Annotated in this window: 13 protein-coding genes; 6 read left to right on the top strand and 7 right to left on the bottom strand. The window is 74.2% G+C overall.

Annotation, left to right across the window (positions count from 1 at the left end; genetic code table 11):
• Entirely contained in the window at window positions 1-459 is a 459-nt protein-coding gene (locus tag ACH54P_RS03555) for an SRPBCC family protein (RefSeq protein WP_489910876.1), read from the bottom strand.
• A gap of 127 nt (window positions 460-586) precedes the next feature.
• Between ACH54P_RS03555 and ACH54P_RS03550 the strand changes: the two genes are divergently transcribed.
• Window positions 587-1,021 (top strand): DUF4383 domain-containing protein, encoded by a 435-nt coding sequence (locus ACH54P_RS03550; protein WP_489910875.1) that lies wholly within the window; start codon window positions 587-589, stop codon window positions 1,019-1,021.
• Here the strand turns inward: ACH54P_RS03550 and ACH54P_RS03545 are convergent.
• Window positions 972-2,216, bottom strand: a complete 1,245-nt coding sequence (locus tag ACH54P_RS03545) for a glycosyltransferase 87 family protein (protein ID WP_489910874.1) — start codon at window positions 2,214-2,216, stop codon at window positions 972-974. The genes ACH54P_RS03550 and ACH54P_RS03545 overlap by 50 nt on opposite strands.
• Before the next feature lie 96 nt (window positions 2,217-2,312).
• Between ACH54P_RS03545 and ACH54P_RS03540 the strand changes: the two genes are divergently transcribed.
• A complete protein-coding gene (locus ACH54P_RS03540) occupies window positions 2,313-2,540 on the top strand; it encodes a hypothetical protein (RefSeq protein WP_489910873.1) in 228 nt (75 codons plus the stop codon).
• A 32-nt stretch (window positions 2,541-2,572) separates the two neighbouring features.
• Complete coding sequence (locus tag ACH54P_RS03535) at window positions 2,573-3,778, top strand: cysteine desulfurase-like protein (protein ID WP_489910872.1); 1,206 nt, start codon at window positions 2,573-2,575, stop codon at window positions 3,776-3,778.
• Between the two features lie 83 nt (window positions 3,779-3,861).
• On the opposite strand, the gene fusA is transcribed toward ACH54P_RS03535, so the two are convergent.
• The 3 genes from fusA to ACH54P_RS03520 all read right to left on the bottom strand — a co-directional run bounded on the left by fusA (window position 3,862) and on the right by ACH54P_RS03520 (window position 9,783).
• Window positions 3,862-5,853: an elongation factor G gene (gene fusA / locus ACH54P_RS03530; RefSeq protein ID WP_489910871.1), complete on the bottom strand. Its 1,992-nt coding sequence runs from the start codon at window positions 5,851-5,853 to the stop codon at window positions 3,862-3,864.
• A 396-nt stretch (window positions 5,854-6,249) separates the two neighbouring features.
• Entirely contained in the window at window positions 6,250-7,899 is a 1,650-nt protein-coding gene (locus ACH54P_RS03525) for a PucR family transcriptional regulator (protein ID WP_489910870.1), read from the bottom strand.
• A gap of 78 nt (window positions 7,900-7,977) precedes the next feature.
• Window positions 7,978-9,783, bottom strand: a complete 1,806-nt coding sequence (locus ACH54P_RS03520; RefSeq protein ID WP_489910869.1) for a hypothetical protein — start codon at window positions 9,781-9,783, stop codon at window positions 7,978-7,980.
• Window positions 9,784-9,918: 135 nt separating this feature from the next.
• On the opposite strand from ACH54P_RS03520, the gene ACH54P_RS03515 reads away from it, so the two are divergent.
• The 3 genes from ACH54P_RS03515 to ACH54P_RS03505 are packed head-to-tail and all read left to right on the top strand — an operon-like array spanning window position 9,919 to window position 11,641.
• The gene (locus ACH54P_RS03515) at window positions 9,919-10,260 is read left to right on the top strand and encodes a cupredoxin domain-containing protein (RefSeq protein ID WP_489910868.1); all 342 of its coding nucleotides are present in this window, start codon (window positions 9,919-9,921) and stop codon (window positions 10,258-10,260) included.
• Window positions 10,257-11,483, top strand: a complete 1,227-nt coding sequence (locus ACH54P_RS03510; RefSeq protein ID WP_489910867.1) for a hypothetical protein — start codon at window positions 10,257-10,259, stop codon at window positions 11,481-11,483. Before ACH54P_RS03515 ends, ACH54P_RS03510 begins: the two co-directional genes overlap by 4 nt.
• Window positions 11,480-11,641: a hypothetical protein gene (locus ACH54P_RS03505; protein ID WP_489910866.1), complete on the top strand. Its 162-nt coding sequence runs from the start codon at window positions 11,480-11,482 to the stop codon at window positions 11,639-11,641. Before ACH54P_RS03510 ends, ACH54P_RS03505 begins: the two co-directional genes overlap by 4 nt.
• 48 nt (window positions 11,642-11,689) lie before the next feature.
• On the opposite strand, the gene ACH54P_RS03500 is transcribed toward ACH54P_RS03505, so the two are convergent.
• On the bottom strand, window positions 11,690-15,292 hold the full coding sequence (locus tag ACH54P_RS03500) for a discoidin domain-containing protein (protein ID WP_489910865.1): 3,603 nt from the start codon (window positions 15,290-15,292) through the stop codon (window positions 11,690-11,692).
• A 206-nt stretch (window positions 15,293-15,498) separates the two neighbouring features.
• Complete coding sequence (locus tag ACH54P_RS03495) at window positions 15,499-16,365, bottom strand: MerR family transcriptional regulator (protein WP_489910864.1); 867 nt, start codon at window positions 16,363-16,365, stop codon at window positions 15,499-15,501.
• Window positions 16,366-17,291: the final 926 nt, after the last annotated feature.

Genomic DNA, 17,291 nt, shown 5'->3' with positions numbered 1-17,291 from the left:
TCAGTGCGCCGAGTCCTTGCCGTCGTAGGAGGTCCAGCCGCCCTGGCCTTCCGCCGCCGCGACATCGGCGTCGGCGGCCGCCGCGTGGGTCATCGCCGCGACCGTGCGCTCGAGGCCCTGCTGGACCTCGTCCCCGCCGGCTTCCCGGACGCTGTGCAGCGTCACGGTGATCTCCGAAGACGCCGGGCCGTCGTCGCGGATGCGCAGCTCGCCGTGGTAGTCGTCGGGGCCTTCGGCGCCCCAGGTCAGCGACCGGTTCGCCGGGTCGGTGTGCAGCCACGCCTCGCTCGCGACGCGCTCACCGTGCACCTCGGCCTCGACGTGGACGCTGTTCCCGCCCTTCGGCTCGGCCACCTTCATCTCCGGGAAGTACCGCGGCAGGTTCTCCGGGTGGCTCAGGAACGCGAACAGCTCGTCGGCGGGGATGTCGGCGGTCGCGGTGTGGCGGTACTCGGTCATCGTCAGCTCCTCCTCGGCGGTCCGATCGGGTGCCCGGTTACCCCGTCCGGCCCACCACAACCCGAAACCGGGCCGGTACTTGGCCCGCGCGCGCATAACGGCACCCCCGGCGGGGAATCCGGAAGACATGACGCGCAGCGAATCCGCGGCCCGGGTGCCGAAGCCCGGTCCGGCCCCCGTCCAGGGCATGGGCATGCTCATCGGCCTGGTGTTCCTCGTGCTGGGTGCGTTGGAGCTGATGCCGGGCGTCTCGGTGGGCGACAAGCCGCGGGAGCTGTTCGGCGTCTTCGCCGTCTCGGGGACGTGGACGCTCGTGCACCTGCTCACCGGCGCCGCCGCCGTGTTCTGCACCCGGTCGGCGAAGCTGTCCAGCCGGTTCCTGCTCGTGAGCGGGGGCTGCTACGCGCTGCTCGGGCTCGCCGGCCTGCTCCCGCTGCCCCGCGCGTTCGACGACGTCTTCCCGATGAACACCGCCGGGATCTGCCTCGCCCTGGGGTTCGGCACCGCGATGCTCATCCTCGGAGCGGGCTGGCTGCGGCGCGGGCCGGGACGGCGCCGCTGAGGTTGTCGCGCCGGGGGAAGCGCACCAGGACGGCCGTCACCAGCAGCGCGAGTCCGAAGAGGACATAGCCGTTCCCGGTCAGCTGCCGGCCGAAGCTCCACTCGCGCTCCACCATCCCGCCGCGCGGCCACCACCACTGCGGGCCGGCGACGAACAAGACCGCGCCCACCCCGGCCAGGACGGCGAACCCGCGCTGCCGGGTGCGGCGGGCCGATGCGGCCCAGCCGAGCAGCACCACCACGGCCCAGACCCAGTGGTGCGTCCAGGAGATCGGCGACACCAGCAGCCCGCCGACGGCGGTCAGGCCGAGCGCGATCGTGGTCTCCCCCGCCGCCAGGGCGCGCCGGACGCCCAGCGCGGTCAGCACGAGCACCACCGCCACCAGCGGCAGCCACCACGCGGTCCGCGCGTCCGCCGGCACCCCGGCCCTGGCCAGCAGGCCCAGCAGCGACTGGTTGCCGGCGTAGGTCGGCTCCCCGACGCGGCCGGTGTCCCACAGGGCGCCGGTCCAGTAGCGGACCGAATCCGCGCCGGCGAGCAGGAAGCCCGCTGCCGTGGCAGCCAGGAACGTCACGACGGTGGTCAGCGCCGCCCGGCCGTCCCGGCGGAGCAGGAAGTAGAGCAGGAACACCGCCGGGGTCAGCTTCACCGCGGCGGCGATGCCGATCAGCAGGCCGCGGGGCCACCGCGGGGTGTCGACCAGGACGTCCAGCACGACCAGCGCCAGCAGCAGGTCGATCTGGCCGGCGTACAGCGTGCGCAGCACCGGTTCCAGCACCTCGGCGGCCAGCAGCAGCGCGCCGACCCGGCGCCAGTCGCACCGCGCGCCGAGCGCGCGGAGCACCGTCGTCAGCACCAGGGCCAGCACGCCGAGCGTGAGCAGGGTGAGCACGAGGCAGGCGGCCCAGTACGGCAGCAGCGTCAGCGGCGCGAGCAGGATCGCCGCGAACGGCGGGTAGGTGAACAGCAGGAGCTGGCCGTCGCCGGTGGGCGGCAACGTGCCGTACAGCGCTTCGCCGTGCAGCAGCGCCGCCGAGCCGAGCCGGTAGACGTCCAGGTCGACGCGGTACGCCGGGAACCGCCACCGGCCGTCGTTGTAGGACACGAGCAACGCCGCCAGCACGAGCAGCTGGGCCCCCGGCAGCACGTACTTGTTCCCCAGTCCGGCCCGCACCCCTGATCCCCCTCCGGTCATCTCACGCATTCTGTCGGGTGTCCGCGCGGGCGCCATCCGGATAACCCCCGATCCGCCCCCGGGAAAACCGGTTGCCGGGCGTGCCAGCCTGGGCGGATGGGGACTCCCGGAGGTTTCGCCTTCCACACCGACGAGCACGGCACCGTGACGATCACCCACCACGGCCGTCCCGCCGGGACGCTGCGCGGGACCGCCGCCGCCCGGTTCCTCGCCGCCGCCGGGCGCGGTGACGACCCGCAGCTGCTGATGGCCCGCGCGACCGGCAACTACAAGCACGGCAACGAGCGGCGGGCCCGCGAGCACCCCCGCAACCGCGGGCGCTGACGCGGGGTCCGGCGCCCTGGCATGCTGGCGCCGTGACCTACGACGTGCGGACGATCCGCAAGCACTTCCCCGCCCTGACCGGCGGCGCCGCCCACTTCGACGGCCCCGGCGGCTCGCAGGTTCCCGACGTCGTCGGCGAGGCGGTGGCCGGCACGCTGTGCGCCGCGATCGCGAACCGCGGTGTCGTCACGGCCGCCGAGCGGCGGGCGAGCGCCGTGGTCACCGAGGCGCGCCAGGCCGCCGCCGACCTGCTCGCCGCCGACCCGGCCGGGGTCGTCTTCGGCCGCAGCATGACGCAGCTGACCTACGACTTCTCCCGCACTCTCGCCAAGGGCTGGGGTCCCGGCGACGAAGTCGTCGTCACCCGGCTCGACCACGACGCCAACATCCGGCCGTGGGTGCAGGCCGCCGCGGCCGCCGGTGCCACCGTGCGCTGGGCTTCGTTCGAACCCGCGACCGGTGAGCTCGCCCCGTCCGCTATCGCGGAGCTGCTGTCGGAGCGGACGCGGCTGGTCGCGGTGACGGCGGCGTCGAACCTGCTCGGCACCCGGCCGGACATCCCGGCGATCGCGGCGGCGGTCCACGACGCCGGCGCGCTGCTGTACGTCGACGGCGTCCACCTCACGCCGCACGCGGCGGTCGACGTCACGGCGCTGGGCGCCGACTTCTACGCCTGCTCGCCGTACAAGTTCCTGGGCCCGCACCTCGGGCTGGTCGCCGCGGCCCCGGCGCTGCTGGAGACGCTGCACCCCGACAAGCTGCTGCCCTCGACCGACGCCGTCCCGGAACGCTTCGAGCTCGGCACGCTCCCGTACGAACTGCTGGCGGGAACGACGGCGGCCATCGACTTCCTCGCCGGCCTCGTCCCCGGCACGGGCCCGCGGCGCTCGCGGCTCCTCGCTTCCCTGACGGCGTTGGAGGAGCACGAAAACGCGCTGCTCGCCCGGCTCGACGCGGGCCTGGCCGGGCTCGGCGGGGTCACCCGGTACGGCGCGCCGGAGCGCCGGCGCACCCCGACGGTGCTGTTCTCCGTCGACGGCGTCACGCCGCAGGCGGTGTACGAACACCTCGGGGCGCGCGGGGTGAACGCCCCGGCGGGCAGCTTCTACGCGATCGAGTGCGCCCGGCACCTCGGGCTCGGCGACACGGGCGCCGTGCGGGCGGGTATCGCGCCGTACACGACCGAAGCCGACGTCGACGCCCTGCTCGCCGGGGTGGAGTCCCTCCCCCGCGGCTGAGTCCCCGGCCCGCTCCCCGTGTGGCGTTCGGTGCGTCCAACGCACCGAACGCCACATCCGGGGGGGCTGGGGCCGGGCGGCGCCTACGGCACCGGCGCGAACCCCGCCGGGCGGGCGGTGAACGTGCCGCGGCCCTGCGTCCGGCTCCGCAGCCGGTTCGCGTAGCCGAACAGCTCCGCCACCGGCACCGTCGCCGTCACCACCGCCGTGCCCGCCCGCACCGCCGAACCGGCGACCCGGCCGCGGCGGGCGGCGAGGTCGCCGAGCACGCCGCCGACGGCGTCCGCGGGCACCGTCACCACGACCTCGGCCACCGGTTCGAGCAGCCGCAGCACGCACGCGCGCAGGGCTTCCCGCAGGCCCAGCCGGCCCGCCGTCCGGAACGCCAGGTCCGACGAGTCCTTCGGGTGCGTCGCCCCGTCGGTCAGGGTGACGCGCAGGCCGGTCACCGGGTGCCCGCCCAGCGGCCCCTCGGCCAGGGCGTCCCGGCAGCCGGCCTCGACCGCGCGGACGTACTCGCGCGGCACCCGGCCCCCGACGATCGCCGAGGCGAACGCGAAGCCGTCGTCCGCCGGCTCGACGTCGAGGACGATGTGCGCGAACTGACCCGCGCCGCCGTCCTGCTTGACGTGCCGGTGGACCAGCCCGGACACCCCGCGGACCACGGTCTCGCGGTGGGCGACCTCCGGCCGGCCGGCCGCGACTTCGAGCCCGCGGTCGCGCCGCAGCTTCTCCACCGCCACCTCCAGGTGCAGCTCGCCCAGGCCGGACAGCACGGTCTGCCCGGTCTCCGGGTCGGCCCGCACGACCAGCGACGGGTCCTCCTCCGCCAGCCGCGCCAGTGCCGACGCCAGCCGCTCGCCGTCGCCCGCCCGGCGGGCCTCGACAGCCACCGAGACCACCGGATCCGCCGTCACCGGCGGCTCCAGCAGCACGGGGTCGCCGGGCGCGCACAGCGTCGCGCCGACGCGGGCCGCCTTCGGCCCGGCCACCGCGACGATGTCGCCGGCCACCGCACTGTCCACTTCGGAGTGCCGGTCGGCCTGCACGCGCAGGACCCTGGCGATCCGCTCGGTGCGCCCGGCGCCCGCGTCCCGCACCTGGTCCCCCTTCCGCAGCGTGCCCGAATACACCCGCAGGTACGTCAGCCGTCCCGTGGTCGTCGAGACGACCTTGAACACCAGCGCGGCCAGCGGCGCCGCCGGGTCGGCGGGCCGGTCGTCGCGCACCGGAGGCACCTCCGTCGGCGACGGCAGGTAGGCCACGACAGCGTCCAGCAGCGGCTCGATCCCGCGGTCGCGGTAGGCGGAGCCGCACAGCACCACCAGGCCGTCCCCGCTGCGGGTCAGGTCGCGCAGGATCTTGTCGAAGGTCTCCGCCGAGACCGTCCCGGTGGCGCAGAACTCGTCCAGCGCCAGCGGGTGCAGTTCGGCGACGGACTCTTCGAGCCGCCGCCGGCGTCGCCGCGCCTCGGCCAGCAGGTCGTCCGGCACCGGGCCCTCCTCGCCGCCGGGCCAGACCCGCGCCCGCAGGCGCAGCAGGTCGACGACGCCGGTGAAGCCGTCCTCGCGCCCGATCGGCAGCTGCACAACCAGCGGCGCCGGGTGCAGCCGCGCCCGGATCGACGCGACGGCCGCGTCGAGGTCGGCGCCCGCGCGGTCGAGCTTGTTGACGAAGGCGATCCGCGGGACGCCGTGCCGGTCGGCCTGCCGCCACACGGTTTCGCTCTGCGGTTCGACGCCCGCCACGGCGTCGAACACGGCGACGGCGCCGTCGAGCACCCGCAGCGACCGCTCGACCTCGGCGGTGAAGTCGACGTGGCCGGGCGTGTCGATGAGGGTGAGGCGGTGGCCGTCCCACGTGCAGCTGACGGCCGCGGCGAAGATGGTGATGCCGCGGTCGCGTTCCTGCGGGTCGAAGTCGGTGACGGTGGTGCCGTCGTGGACCTCGCCCTGCTTGTGGGTGGTTCCGGTGCGGTGGAGGATCCGTTCGGTGACGGTGGTCTTGCCCGCGTCGACGTGGGCGAGGATGCCCAGGTTGCGGACGGTGGTCAGGTCTCGGGTGGTGGTGCGCACGGCACGGTCCTTAGTGGAGGATCCGGAGCAGGACGGCGCGATTGCCCGTGACAGCGGGTTTTCAGGAACGCGTCACGGGGTCCGGTGCGAGCCGCGCGGCAGGCACCGAAGACGCGGAGACACCAGGATCACCTCGGACCACGACCGGGGAGCGACAGCGATGCGGTGACGCACGGCCGGCTCCCTTCGTTCGACGCGGTGTTCGGGTTCCGGCGCAGCCTAACGACGCCCCGGGCGGCCGGCCAACCGGTTTTCCCGGACCACCACGCGGGTCCGGAAAGGCATCACGTGTGGCTGAGCGGGTATCACGGGTGATTGGAGGGGCCTCACCCGCGAGGCCCCTCCAGACACGGGTGATGCCCCTCCAATCACGGGTGATGCCCGTTTCCGCACGGGTCAGGAGGCCGGTGGGGCCACCACCCGGAGCTGGAGCATCGCGGCGAACCGGGCTTCCGGGTCGGCCGGGTCGAAGCCGCCGACCTCGGCGAGCCGGCGCAGCCGGTAGCGGAACGTGTTGGGGTGGACGTGGACCGCGGCGGACGCGGCGATGACGTCGCCGAAGGCGTCGAGCCAGGCTCGCAGCGTCTCGACCAGGTGCGCGTGGTGCTGCTCGTCGTAGTCGAGCAGCCGCGCAACCGGCCCGGTCGGGCGGTCGCCCCGGGCGGCGACCAGGTCCTGCAGCTCCAGCAGCAGGGCCTCGACGTGGACGTCGGCCAGCAGCGCGACGCGGCGGCCGGCGCCGCTGCCGGACCGCAGCACCCGCAACGCCCGGTCCGCGCTGTCGCGGGCTTCCGGCAGCTCGGCCGCGCTGCGCGCCACCGGCCCGATCCCGACGACGGCCCGGACCCGGTCGCCCACCCGGTCCAGGAAGTCCTTCGCGATGCGCAGCGCCCGTCGTTCGCCGTCGGCGTCGCGCGTCACCGGCACCAGCCCGTACGCCGTATCGCCGACGAGCGCCGCCGCGCAGCGCGGGTGCACCGCGGTCAGGTGCATCGCCAGGCCGTCGGCCAGGCGCTGCCGTTCGGTGGCGACCTCGGCGTCGGGCGGGCGCGCGTCGGCGCCGTCGAGCACCGCCAGCGCCAGCACGACGACCGGCTGGTCGGCCAGGCCCAGCCGGCTCAGCGCCTCGCGCGCGGCGGCCCCGCCTTCGAGCGCCGTGCTGACCAGGTCGGCGCGCAGCCGGCGTTCGACGTCGGCACCCGCCCGGACGCGCAGGAGGTGCAGCGCCACCAGGCGGGCGGCGTCGCACAACGCCTGCGTCCGGTCCGGGGTGAGCGGTTCGCGCACCGCGGCCCAGATGGACCCGAGCACCTCGTCGCCGGCCCGGACCGCGACGGCGACGCGGGGGATCATGAACCCGTCGGGGCTTTCCGGCGGCCGGTCGACGTACACCGGCCGGTCGGTGCGGTAGAGCTCGCGGAACACCCCGCGGTCGGCCAGCATCCGGGAGAAGCGCTCGGGCACCTGCCGCCCGAGGATCGTCTCGACACGCGACGGGTCGGCTTCGTCCTGCCGTCCCGAAAACGCCAGGACGCGCGAGCGGCGGTCCTCGATGGTGACCGGCGCGTCGATCAGCGCCCCGATCGCGTTGGCCACCGCGAACAGGTCACCCGAAGGCAGCCCGGCGAGGGTCTCGGGTTCGGCGTCGCCGACGTCGCCCTCGGCCAGCAGCGACCGCAGCATCGCGGCGAGCTGGGCCCAGGACGCGCCGCGAGCCAGGCCCAGCAGGGCGACGCCGGTCTCCTCGACGGCGGCGGTGATCGCCGCCGTCACCGTGACCGGCGCGCGCAGCACGAGCCCGGCCGCGTCGTGGCGGGCCAGCGTCCGCAGCTGCCGCACGACCTCCGCCGGCTCGGCGAGGCCGACGCCGAGCATCAGGGCGTGCTGGGGCAGCGCGGGTTCGTCCAGGGGGTCGTGGATGGCGACGCCGCCGATGCCGCCCGGGCGGTCGCCGTCCCCGAGCACCAGGTCCAGGAGGGTGCCGCCCAGGTCGTCGAGGACACGGCCGAGGCTGGCGTGCGGGCGCAGGTTCACCGAAACGAGCACCTCCCGAAGCTAGGCGGGCAGACCCCAGCCTAGTTCGTCGAGAGGGACGAATTCAGCCCCCGAGTTCGTCGGCGACGACTACCTCGCCGTCTCCCGCCGCCGCGCCGGGTCGCCGGCCGCCGCGGCCGCGTACAGCCAGGCGAACACCGCCCACATCCCGGCGAAGATCGCCCCGACCACCACGTAGGCCACCGTCCACAGCACCAGCGGGGTGTCGGTCTTGCGTTCCCGCTGCAGGAACGAGATCTCCGAGACGAAGTCGCGGCGCCCGGACTCCGCCGCGATGACCTGCGCGTTCGCCGCCGGGTCGGCGGGGGCGTAGATCGGGGCGAGGGCCATCATGCGGTTCGCGACGTGCAGCCGGATCCCGGTCTTCCACTGCCCGAACACCGGCAGCGGTTCGGCCGTGCGGTAGGCGCCCGGGCCGATCTTCTCCAGCGGCGCGGAGTAGAAGTCCCCGCCCTGCCAGGAGAAGCCGGTCAGCCAGACGGCGTCGTCGGCGAGGTCGGGCCGGGTGATCGTCACGGTCGCGTCCACCCAGCGGGGCGTGCCGCCGCCGTGCGGGTTGGAGATCTCCTGGCCCGCTGCGGCCTCGGTCAGCCGGACGTCGGCGGCGAGGCCGGGCGGCGGGGCGAGCGGGACGGCGACCGCGGCCATCAGCGCGACGACGCCGAGCGCCCCGGCGAGCCCGGCGGCGTGCCGGGCCCCGAAGGCCTGCCGCGGCCGCGTGCCCGCGGCGACGTCCTCGATCCGCCGGTACTGCCACGCGCCGATCAGCGCGCCCCCGACGCTCGCGGCCGCGCCGAAGCCGAGGAACAGGCCAAGGTCGGCGGCCGGCCACGGGTCGGGCATCAGCCACTGGGAGAACGCCCACTCGCCGAGCAGGCCGAGGGTGCCGCTCGCGAGCCCCGCCACGACCGGGAACAGCGGCCCGCGCACCGCCAGGGCGGCGAACTCGATCACGACCGCCTCGGCGACGTACGGGAGCAGCGACGCGACGTGCAGGTCGGCCACCAGCGGGATCACCGAGAAGACGGCCCGGGTGACCAGCAGCACGGCGACGACGATCAGCGCGCCGCCCGGTCCCCACGACAGGCGCCCGCAAACGAGCGTCCAGCTGCCGATGAGGCCGACGAGCACCACTTGGGCGAGCATCGGGAACTGCGGCACACCCAGGTCGAACTCCATGAGGAACGCCGACGCGCCCATCATCCACGCGCCGGCGAGCACCGGGCCGAGCAGCCGCACGACCGGGCCGGTCGCGCCGGCCTGGCGGGCCTCGGCGAGCAGGAGCTGCAGGCCGATCACCACGCCGACGCCGCCGCCGATCATGAGCACGTGGGTGGGTCCCCACTCGGTCACGTCCTGGCCGAAGAGGCGGTGCCAGACGTCGTCGAGCGGGAAGCCGCCGATGCCGACGAGCCCGGTCAGCATCATCTGGACGCTGCCCATCGGCACCCGCCAGTGCGGGCCGAGCTTGAACGTGCGCTTCGGCAGCTTGCCCTTGGCCAGCGCGGCGCTGAGCACGCCGCTGGCGAAGATGCCCATCAGCCCGAAGTAGATCGGGTAGTGCGACGGGTTGGCCAGCGGCCCTTCGTCGCGGCCGAGCTCCATGTGGATCGGGACGTCCCAGTAGACGCCGATCAGCGCGGCCATGCCGGAGAGGAAGGCGACGAACATCGGCAGGGCGGCCCAGCGCGGCAGGCCGGACAGCTCGCCCGACCAGTCGGCGAGGCGGCCGACGAGCGTGCGTTTGCCGGCGCGGGCGCGCAGGACGAAGATCGCGAGCGGGAAGAACACCAGGAGGAACATCAGCCCGGCGACGACGATCTGGCCGAACTGGGCACCTCCGGCCGGTGGGCTGGGCTCCTGCGCCAGGACCATCTCGCGTGCCTTCCTGATTCCGTGAACAGAAGTAACTGTTACTGTTCGTCACACGATAAGCCGGGCGAACCGCCCGGGCAACCCCGGGGTGCCGCGGACCGGACACCCCGCGTGTGACGAGAGGACGACGGCGCGATGGCGCGGATCCTGGTGCTCTTGCTGGCGCTGCTGCTGAGCGGCTGCGGGTCCCCGGGCCCTGCGGCACCCGCGGGCGAGCAGGTCGAGCGGTTCACCGTGCAGGGCGGCCAGCGGGTCGCCGGGCCGGACCGGGTCGAGGTCGCCACCGGCCGCGCGGTCCGGCTCGAGGTCACGTCGGACACCGCCGACGAACTGCACGTCCACGGCTACGACCGGGAAGCCCGGCTGACACCGGGGCAGGCCGGGTCGGTGTCCTTCACCGCCGACGTGCCGGGCCTGTTCGAGGTCGAGCTGCACCACAGCGGGACGAAGCTGACCCAGCTGCGGGTCGGCACGTGACGATCGTCCTGGCCCACGGGCTCGGCGGGCGCTCCGACCTGCCGGTCCCGCTCTGGCTCGCCCTCTACGCCGGCGCGGCCGCGGTCCTCGCGTCGTTCGCCGCCGTGACGGCGTTGTGGACGAGCCCGCGGCTGCGGGGCGACCGGGCGGGACGGCCGCTGCCCTTCGCCCGCGCGATCGACTCGCGGGCGGCGTGGATCGTCCTCAAAGGACTCGGCCTGGTGTGCCTCACCGGGTTCCTCGCAACGGCGTGGTCCGGTCCGGACACGTCGTCGGCCAACCCGGCGCCCGCGTGGTTCTACGTGTGGTTCTGGGTCGGCCTGGTGCCGCTGTCGCTGGTGTTCGGCCCGGTCTGGCGGCGGGTGAACCCGTTGCGCACCTTGGCTTCGCTGTTCGGCCGCGGACGCCGTCCCCTGCCGCAGCGCCTCGGCTACCTGCCTGCGGCGCTCGGCCTGCTCGCGTTCCTCTGGCTGGAGCTGGCGTCCGGCCGTTCGGACTCGCCGCGGCTGATCGCCGGGTTCGTCACGCTGTACGCCGTGGTCCACGTGGTCTGCGGCGCGGTGTTCGGGCCGGAGTGGTTCGACCGCGGCGACGGGTTCGAGGTCTACGCCGTGCTCATCGCGGGGCTGTCGCCGTTCGGACGGCGGGCCGACGGGCGGCTGGTCGTGCGCTCACCCCTCGACGGGCTGCTCACCCTGAGCCGCTCCCCCGGCCTGACCCCGCTGATCCTGGTCGTCCTGGGATCGACGGCGTTCGACGGCCTGACCCGGCTCCCGTTCTGGAGCGACCTGACGCCCTCGGTCCTGCTGTCCACGGCTGGCCTCGCGGCGGCGATCGCCCTCACGGCGGCGGCGTACGCCGGCGGCATCCGCCTGACCCGGCCGTTCCTGCGCCGCGGCACCGAGCCGTACCCCGGGTTCGCGCACACGCTGGTGCCGATCATGGTCGGGTACACGGTGGCGCACTACTTTTCGTTCGCCGTCTTCGACGGGCAGCGGGGGTTCACGCCCGCGGTCGTCGACTACACGGTGGTCTCGACGACGGTCATCGCGTGGGTCCAGGTGGGCGCGATCGTCCTCGGGCACATCCTGGCGGTCGGCTCGGCGCACGACCGCGCGCTGGGGCTGCTGCGCAGCGGGTACCGCACGGTGGGCCAGTACCCGCTGCTGGCGTTGATGGTCGGCTACACGGCCGTCGGCATCGCCCTGGTGTCGGGCGCATGACCATCGTGACGGCGGCCCGGGTCGTGATGATGCACCAGGGCGGGTGGGACGAAATAGCCCTGTTCACGGGTCCCGTGGCGATCATCGCGTTGTTGATCTTCCTCGCCCGCCGCGCGGTCCCCCCGGAGGACGAGGAAGACGACGACGAAAGCCCGTGAAGGCCGGTTCGGGTCTTTCGACCGGACTTCACGGGCTTTCCAGCGGACTCAGCCGGTCAGCTTGGCCGCGACGTTGTAGGCCTCCACCTGCAGCCGGGCCCCCGGCACGCGCCGCCGCGGCTCGACCCGGACCGTGCGGCTTTCTCCCGGCAGGAGCCAGAAGTAGTTGTCGCCGTACTGGGTCGGCAGCACGCGGTCCGTGCCGTTGCGTTCCCGCAGCGACAGGCGGATCATCGCCGCCACCGTGCGGCCGTCGTTGCGGACCGTGGCCGTGTACGCGTCGCCGTCCGGGCGCAGGGATGTCGTCAGGCGCGCGCCCGGGAGCTGGTTGAGGGCCCGCATCGCGCTGTCGCTGCGGTAGCGCCAGTACGTGTTCTCCGACAGCACCGTGCCGCCGCCATCGGTCAGGGTCAGCCGCAGCAGATGCAGGTCCGGCAGCGCGTCGCCGAACGGCACCGTGAAAGCCGCCGCTGCGGAAATCGCCGCCACGTCGAGCTTCTGCTGCTGGACCGCCCCGAGGCTCGCGCCGTCCAGGCCGTACAACCGCGCGGTGGCCGTCACCCCGCTCAGCGCCGACGGGGTGTGGTTGACCACCCGCACCTGCCACGTCGTCAGGTCGGCCTGCACGTGGTGGTGCTCGCAGCCCTTGCGCGCGCCGTAGTAACTGCCGTTGACGTCGAGGTCGTAGTCGTAGGTCTGCCACACCGTGCTGTGCCACGCCGGGTGCGACATCCACAGCAGCACCCCGGTGGCGTCGTTCCACAGCTTCGCGTTCCACGCCTCGAAGATCGCGCGCATGCTCTCGTAGTTGACGAACTGCGCCTTGCGGCAGAACTCCGCCAGGCTCGTCGAGGGCGCCAGCCGCGCGTCGATCGCCGCCAGGTAGCTCTGCGGCGACTGGTTGCCGTTCGTCGACCAGTCGTGCAGGAACCACGGCGCGCCGATCGGCCAGCCCGGGTCACCCGGGCCCACCAGGTTGCGCATGCTCTCCACGACCGACACCGTGGGCAGCCCGATCTCGCTCCAGAACCCGGCCTTGCCGCCGGTCGCCTCGCCCGTGAAGTACTGCTTCGGGTCGAGCCAGCGGTAGGGACCGTCGCCGGTGATCACGCCACCCGCCGAGTTGCTCTGGTACAGCAAGTCGGTGTGGCCGGTGACGATCTCACGCAACGCCTGGTCGATCACGCCCGGCGGCGAGCCCTCGTTGCAGCCGAACCACACGGTCGCGCAGGCGTGGTGGCGGTAGCGCAGCACCGTGTCCTTCGCCTGCTCCAGGAAGATGTCGTGGTTGGCCGGATCGGTCGACCAGCCGTCCCAGAACTCGTTCCACAGCAGGATGCCGTACTTGTCGCAGGCGTCGAACAGCTCCTGCCGGTACGAAGACCCGACCCAGTTGCGGATCAGCGTGAAGTTCATGTCGCGGTGCATCGCGACGACCGCGTCGGTCCGCTCGGCCGTCATCCGGCGCAGCAGCTCGTCCCAGCCCCAGCTGCCGCCGCGGGCGAAGATCTTCACGCCGTTGACGAGGAAGGTCAGCGGCTTCGGGCTGTTGTCCACCGACGCGGCGTCGGTCCAGGTGTCACCGTCCTGCGACACCTGGATCTTGAACGTCGCCGCGTAGGCCGTCTCCCAGGTCAGCACGACCCGGTCGAACGCGGTCGCGGCGCCGAGGTCGACCTGCAGCCACTGGTTGTCGTCGTAGGCGGACGTCCAGCGGGTGTTCGGATCGCCGTCGAAGGCCCGTTCGGGCGGGTTGCCGTCGGCCACCGACAGCGACGTCGCCGTCTTGCCCTGGGCCAGGTCGGTGCCCGGGTTCGCCGCGGCGACCACGGACATCGCCCAGAGCGAGAACCCCCAGCCGGTGGCGCGCCGGAGCCCCTGCATCCGGACGAACCGGGCGTTCTGCGGGCCGAGGTCGACGGTCTGAGTGGCCCGGCCGTCGGCGATCACGATCGGCAGGTCGTACTGGTAGCCGATCTCCCGCAGCCCGATCTTGACAGTCCGCCGGTCGCTGGTGGCGGCCCCGATCGCCGCGGTGAGCGTCAGGTCGTAGAGGTTCGGGTCACCGTAGCCGTTGGGCCACCACAGCTTCGGGTTCGCGACCACCTGCTTCGGGAACACGACGTCGGTGCTCTGCCCGGCCGGGACGGTGACCGTGCTGGACACGCTGACCGGGCCGAACGCGGCGCTCACCTTGACGCGCTGAGCGGTCGCGGCGGCGTTGCGCACCGGCACGGTGAGGGTCACCTCGGCGGTGCCGGCGTCCGGCACCTTCGTGTCGACGCGGACGTCGCCGAGCACGGCGGCGCCGGTGGAGCGCAGGCGCACGTGGTCCCAGAGGCCGGAAGCGCGGTCGCGCACCGCGGGCATCCAGTCCCAGCCGGAGACGGCGAGGTAGGTCGGCGAGTTGTCGAACATCGTGCTGCCCGCGTCGACCCACGAGCTGCCGTTGGAGCCCTTGTCGCCCGGGCTGCCGGGGCGCGGCATCGGTGAGATCTTCACGGCGAGGGCCTGCTCGCCGGTGCGGCGCAGCGCCGCCGTGACGTCGAAGACGCCGCGGCCGAACGGGTGGCTCTGCGTGCCGATTTCGGCGCCGTTGAGCCAGATCTGGGCCTCGTGGTTGACGCCGTCGAACTCGAGCCAGACGTGCCGCCCGGGCGAGGTGTCCAGGCCGCGCGGCAGCGCGAAGCGGCGGCGGTACCACCAGGCGTGCCGGGAGAGCGCTTCCGGGACGTGCAGGTTGTTCATGCCCGACACCGGGTCGGGCAGCTGGCCCTGCTCGACGAGCGAGGCCAGCACGGTGCCGGGCACGGTCGCCGGGAGCCAGCCGCGGGTGTCCACGCCCGCTCCGGAGAGGGCCCTGCCGTCGCCGGCCGGCGCCCAGTCGTCCATCGTGAGGACCCAGCCGGATTCGAGCGGCACGGTGCCGTCGGCGGCCACGGCGAGCGCGGGCGGGTCGTCGTTCGGGCGGACCGGGAAGCTGGTCCAGCCGCGGACGGCGGGGCGGGGGTCGCGGCTGGTGCCGAACACCTGGAAGCCGTTGAGGCCGAGCGGGTTGGCCGTCGACCGGCGGGCGGCGCTGAACCGGACCCAGCGCGCGGTGACGGCGAGGGGGATCGTCACGACGCCGCCGGTACCGGAGTCGGTGTGGTGGACCGTGCGCCAGGCCTTGCCGTCGTCCGAGACGTCGAGGTCGAACGCCGTCGCGTAGCTCGACTGGACCTCGAAGCCGCTGGTGTGGCTGCGGGACGCGCCGGCGTCGAACGCCGGGTCGCCGGGCTGGGCTTCGAAGGTCAGCACGACCGAGTCGATCCGGCACGACGCCTGCAGGTCGACGACGATCCACTGGCCGTCGCCCTGGGCGGCGCGCCAGCCGGAACCGCGGACGCCGACCTCGGCGAGGCCGTCGACGGCGAACTCGGCCGGGGTGGCGGCGTAGTCGGTCGAGGACACCTGGACCGGGCGGAACAGCGCCAGGTCGGTCTTCGGGCTCCCGGCCGCCGCGGGCGCGGCCGACGCGACCCCGGGCAGGACGGCCGCGAGGCCGAACCCGGCCAGCAGCCCGGTCCCGGCGGCCAGGACGTGGCGCCGCGAAACGGCGGCCACCTCCACGGGCTCGACGTCCGGGCCGATGCCGTACTCCTCCGCCATGCGAACTCCGTTCTCGAAGCGGCAGCCCGGGCTGGAGCGCAGGGACCTGGCGGGTGTCGCGCCGCGGGCTGACAACGTTGCCAGGAAGCTTCCGCCGCGCTTGTCGGCACCGTCAAGAAGACAAGGAGGACAAGAATTCGGAGTAATGACATCGATGTCTGCGGGGCTCCGGGCGAGCGGGTCGCATCGAAGCTGCACCTTCGGCGTTACGCCTCCGTGTGCTCGACCGCCAGGGCCACGGCCGAGCCGAGGTCGTTCACCCGCGGGAAGCCGCGGTCGCCGAGGTGGGCCCAGCCGGGCCCGGCGGTGCCGACCACGCGGCCGAGGTCGCGCACCCGGGCGGCGAGGAGGTCGTCGGCGGTCGGGGGCGCCAAGGACCACAGCAGCACCAGCACCGGGTCGAGCCGGGCCGCCAGGTCCGCGACCGCCTCGGCCGGGACGAGCTGCCCGAGGTAGGCCACCGGGACACCGGCCTCGGCCAACGTGGCCCGCAGGGCTTCCATCGGCAGGGAGTGGCGCTCGGCGGGACAGCAGGCCAGCAGCACCGGGCGGCCCGGCACCGCGGCCGGGAACCGGCGGCTGAACCGCTCGAAGGCCAGCGAGATCTCGGTCGTCAGGGTCCATTCCGAGGCGAAGCACACGTCGCCGCGTTGCCAGCGGTCCCCGAGGCCGCGCAGCACCGGCGCGAGGACGTCGGTCCACGCGGCGGCCGGGCCGAGGGTGCCGAGGGTCTCGTCGAGCAGCCCGGCGACCGACGCGGACCGCAGCTCTTCGGCGGCGTCCGCGAGCTCGCGGACGCGGCGCGACGCCGGCACGTCGGGCGCGCCGGCCGGCCCGCCGGTGAACGCCGCGGCGGCCGCCTCCCGGACGGGCATCCCGCGCGCGACGAGCCGTTGCATGTGCTGCAGCCGGCGGACGTCGGCGTCGGAGTACCGGCGATGGCGCCCCGCGCCGCCGGCGGCGGGCCCGATCCCGTACCGCGCGCTCCAGCTGCGCAGGGTCACGGGCGACACGCCGAGCAGCTCGGCCACCTTGCCGGGCGCCCAGGCACCTTCGACGTTCTGCGGTTCCACCGGTTCCCTTCACCTCGCCGGACGGCGAACTGGCCGAAGCTTAGCGACGCGAAGCGCACCCGACCGGCGGCGACACGGCGAAACCCGTGAGGGGGTGGCCGCTCGACCGGATTCGACGAGCGCCAACGGCGGGCTGCTCGCTGCCTGGATTCCGCCGGTGGCAAGGGGTTCGGGCGATTCGCGGGAGTTTGGTGACTGGAGGGAAGGACAGGCCCGGTCGGCGAGCACCGCGGCTTTGCCGGACGCAGTGCGGCACGGAGTGTGCGGACACGGCCGGGGATCGGTCGGGCCGGATGCGGCGGTCGGGCCGGGCGGGGCGGGCGGGCGGGCGGGCGGCGAAGTAGAGCCGCTCCGCGCGGTCTTCCCGCCAGCGGTCGGCAGGCAGCGGTCGGCAAGCGGCTCGCGGCTCGCGGCTCGCGGCTCGCGGCTCGCGGCGAAGCTGCTCCACGCGGTTCCCGCCCGCGGGCGGGAACCGCGCCGTGCTGTCTTCCGTACCGGCGGCTGGCGGGGTGTGGTCTTTCTGCTGGCGGGTGGCAGGGGACGCGGCGGCGGGGCGATGGCCTGCCGCGTCCCCTCGGCGCCGCCCGGCGCCGGTGATCCGGCCCGCGTCGGCCGGATCCGGCCGGTCGCGGGGTGTGGCACCCGCCGCGGCCGGGGTCGTTCCGGGGCACGGTTGTGGCTCCACTCCAAGCTATACCCAGGTGCAACGCTTGCGCATCGTTAACCCCCGGATGTCGCAGCGTGCTGCCGCCGGATGAGTGAAGATCGGACCGCTCCCGTCCACGACGGACGGCCTGCCCGCCAGGTCGGCAGCGCACGGCCGACCGGCGGTGATGATCTCCGCCCGGCGCGGCATACCGAGCTCAGATGCACCCGGCCCGGGGGCCAGAGCCCGCGGCGGCCGCACCCGCTGATCCACGCGAGAA

This window comes from Amycolatopsis sp. N2S4-7, assembly GCF_058119595.1.
The sequence above is the reverse complement of the archived record's forward strand: the minus strand, read 5'-3'. Positions and strand labels throughout refer to the sequence as shown.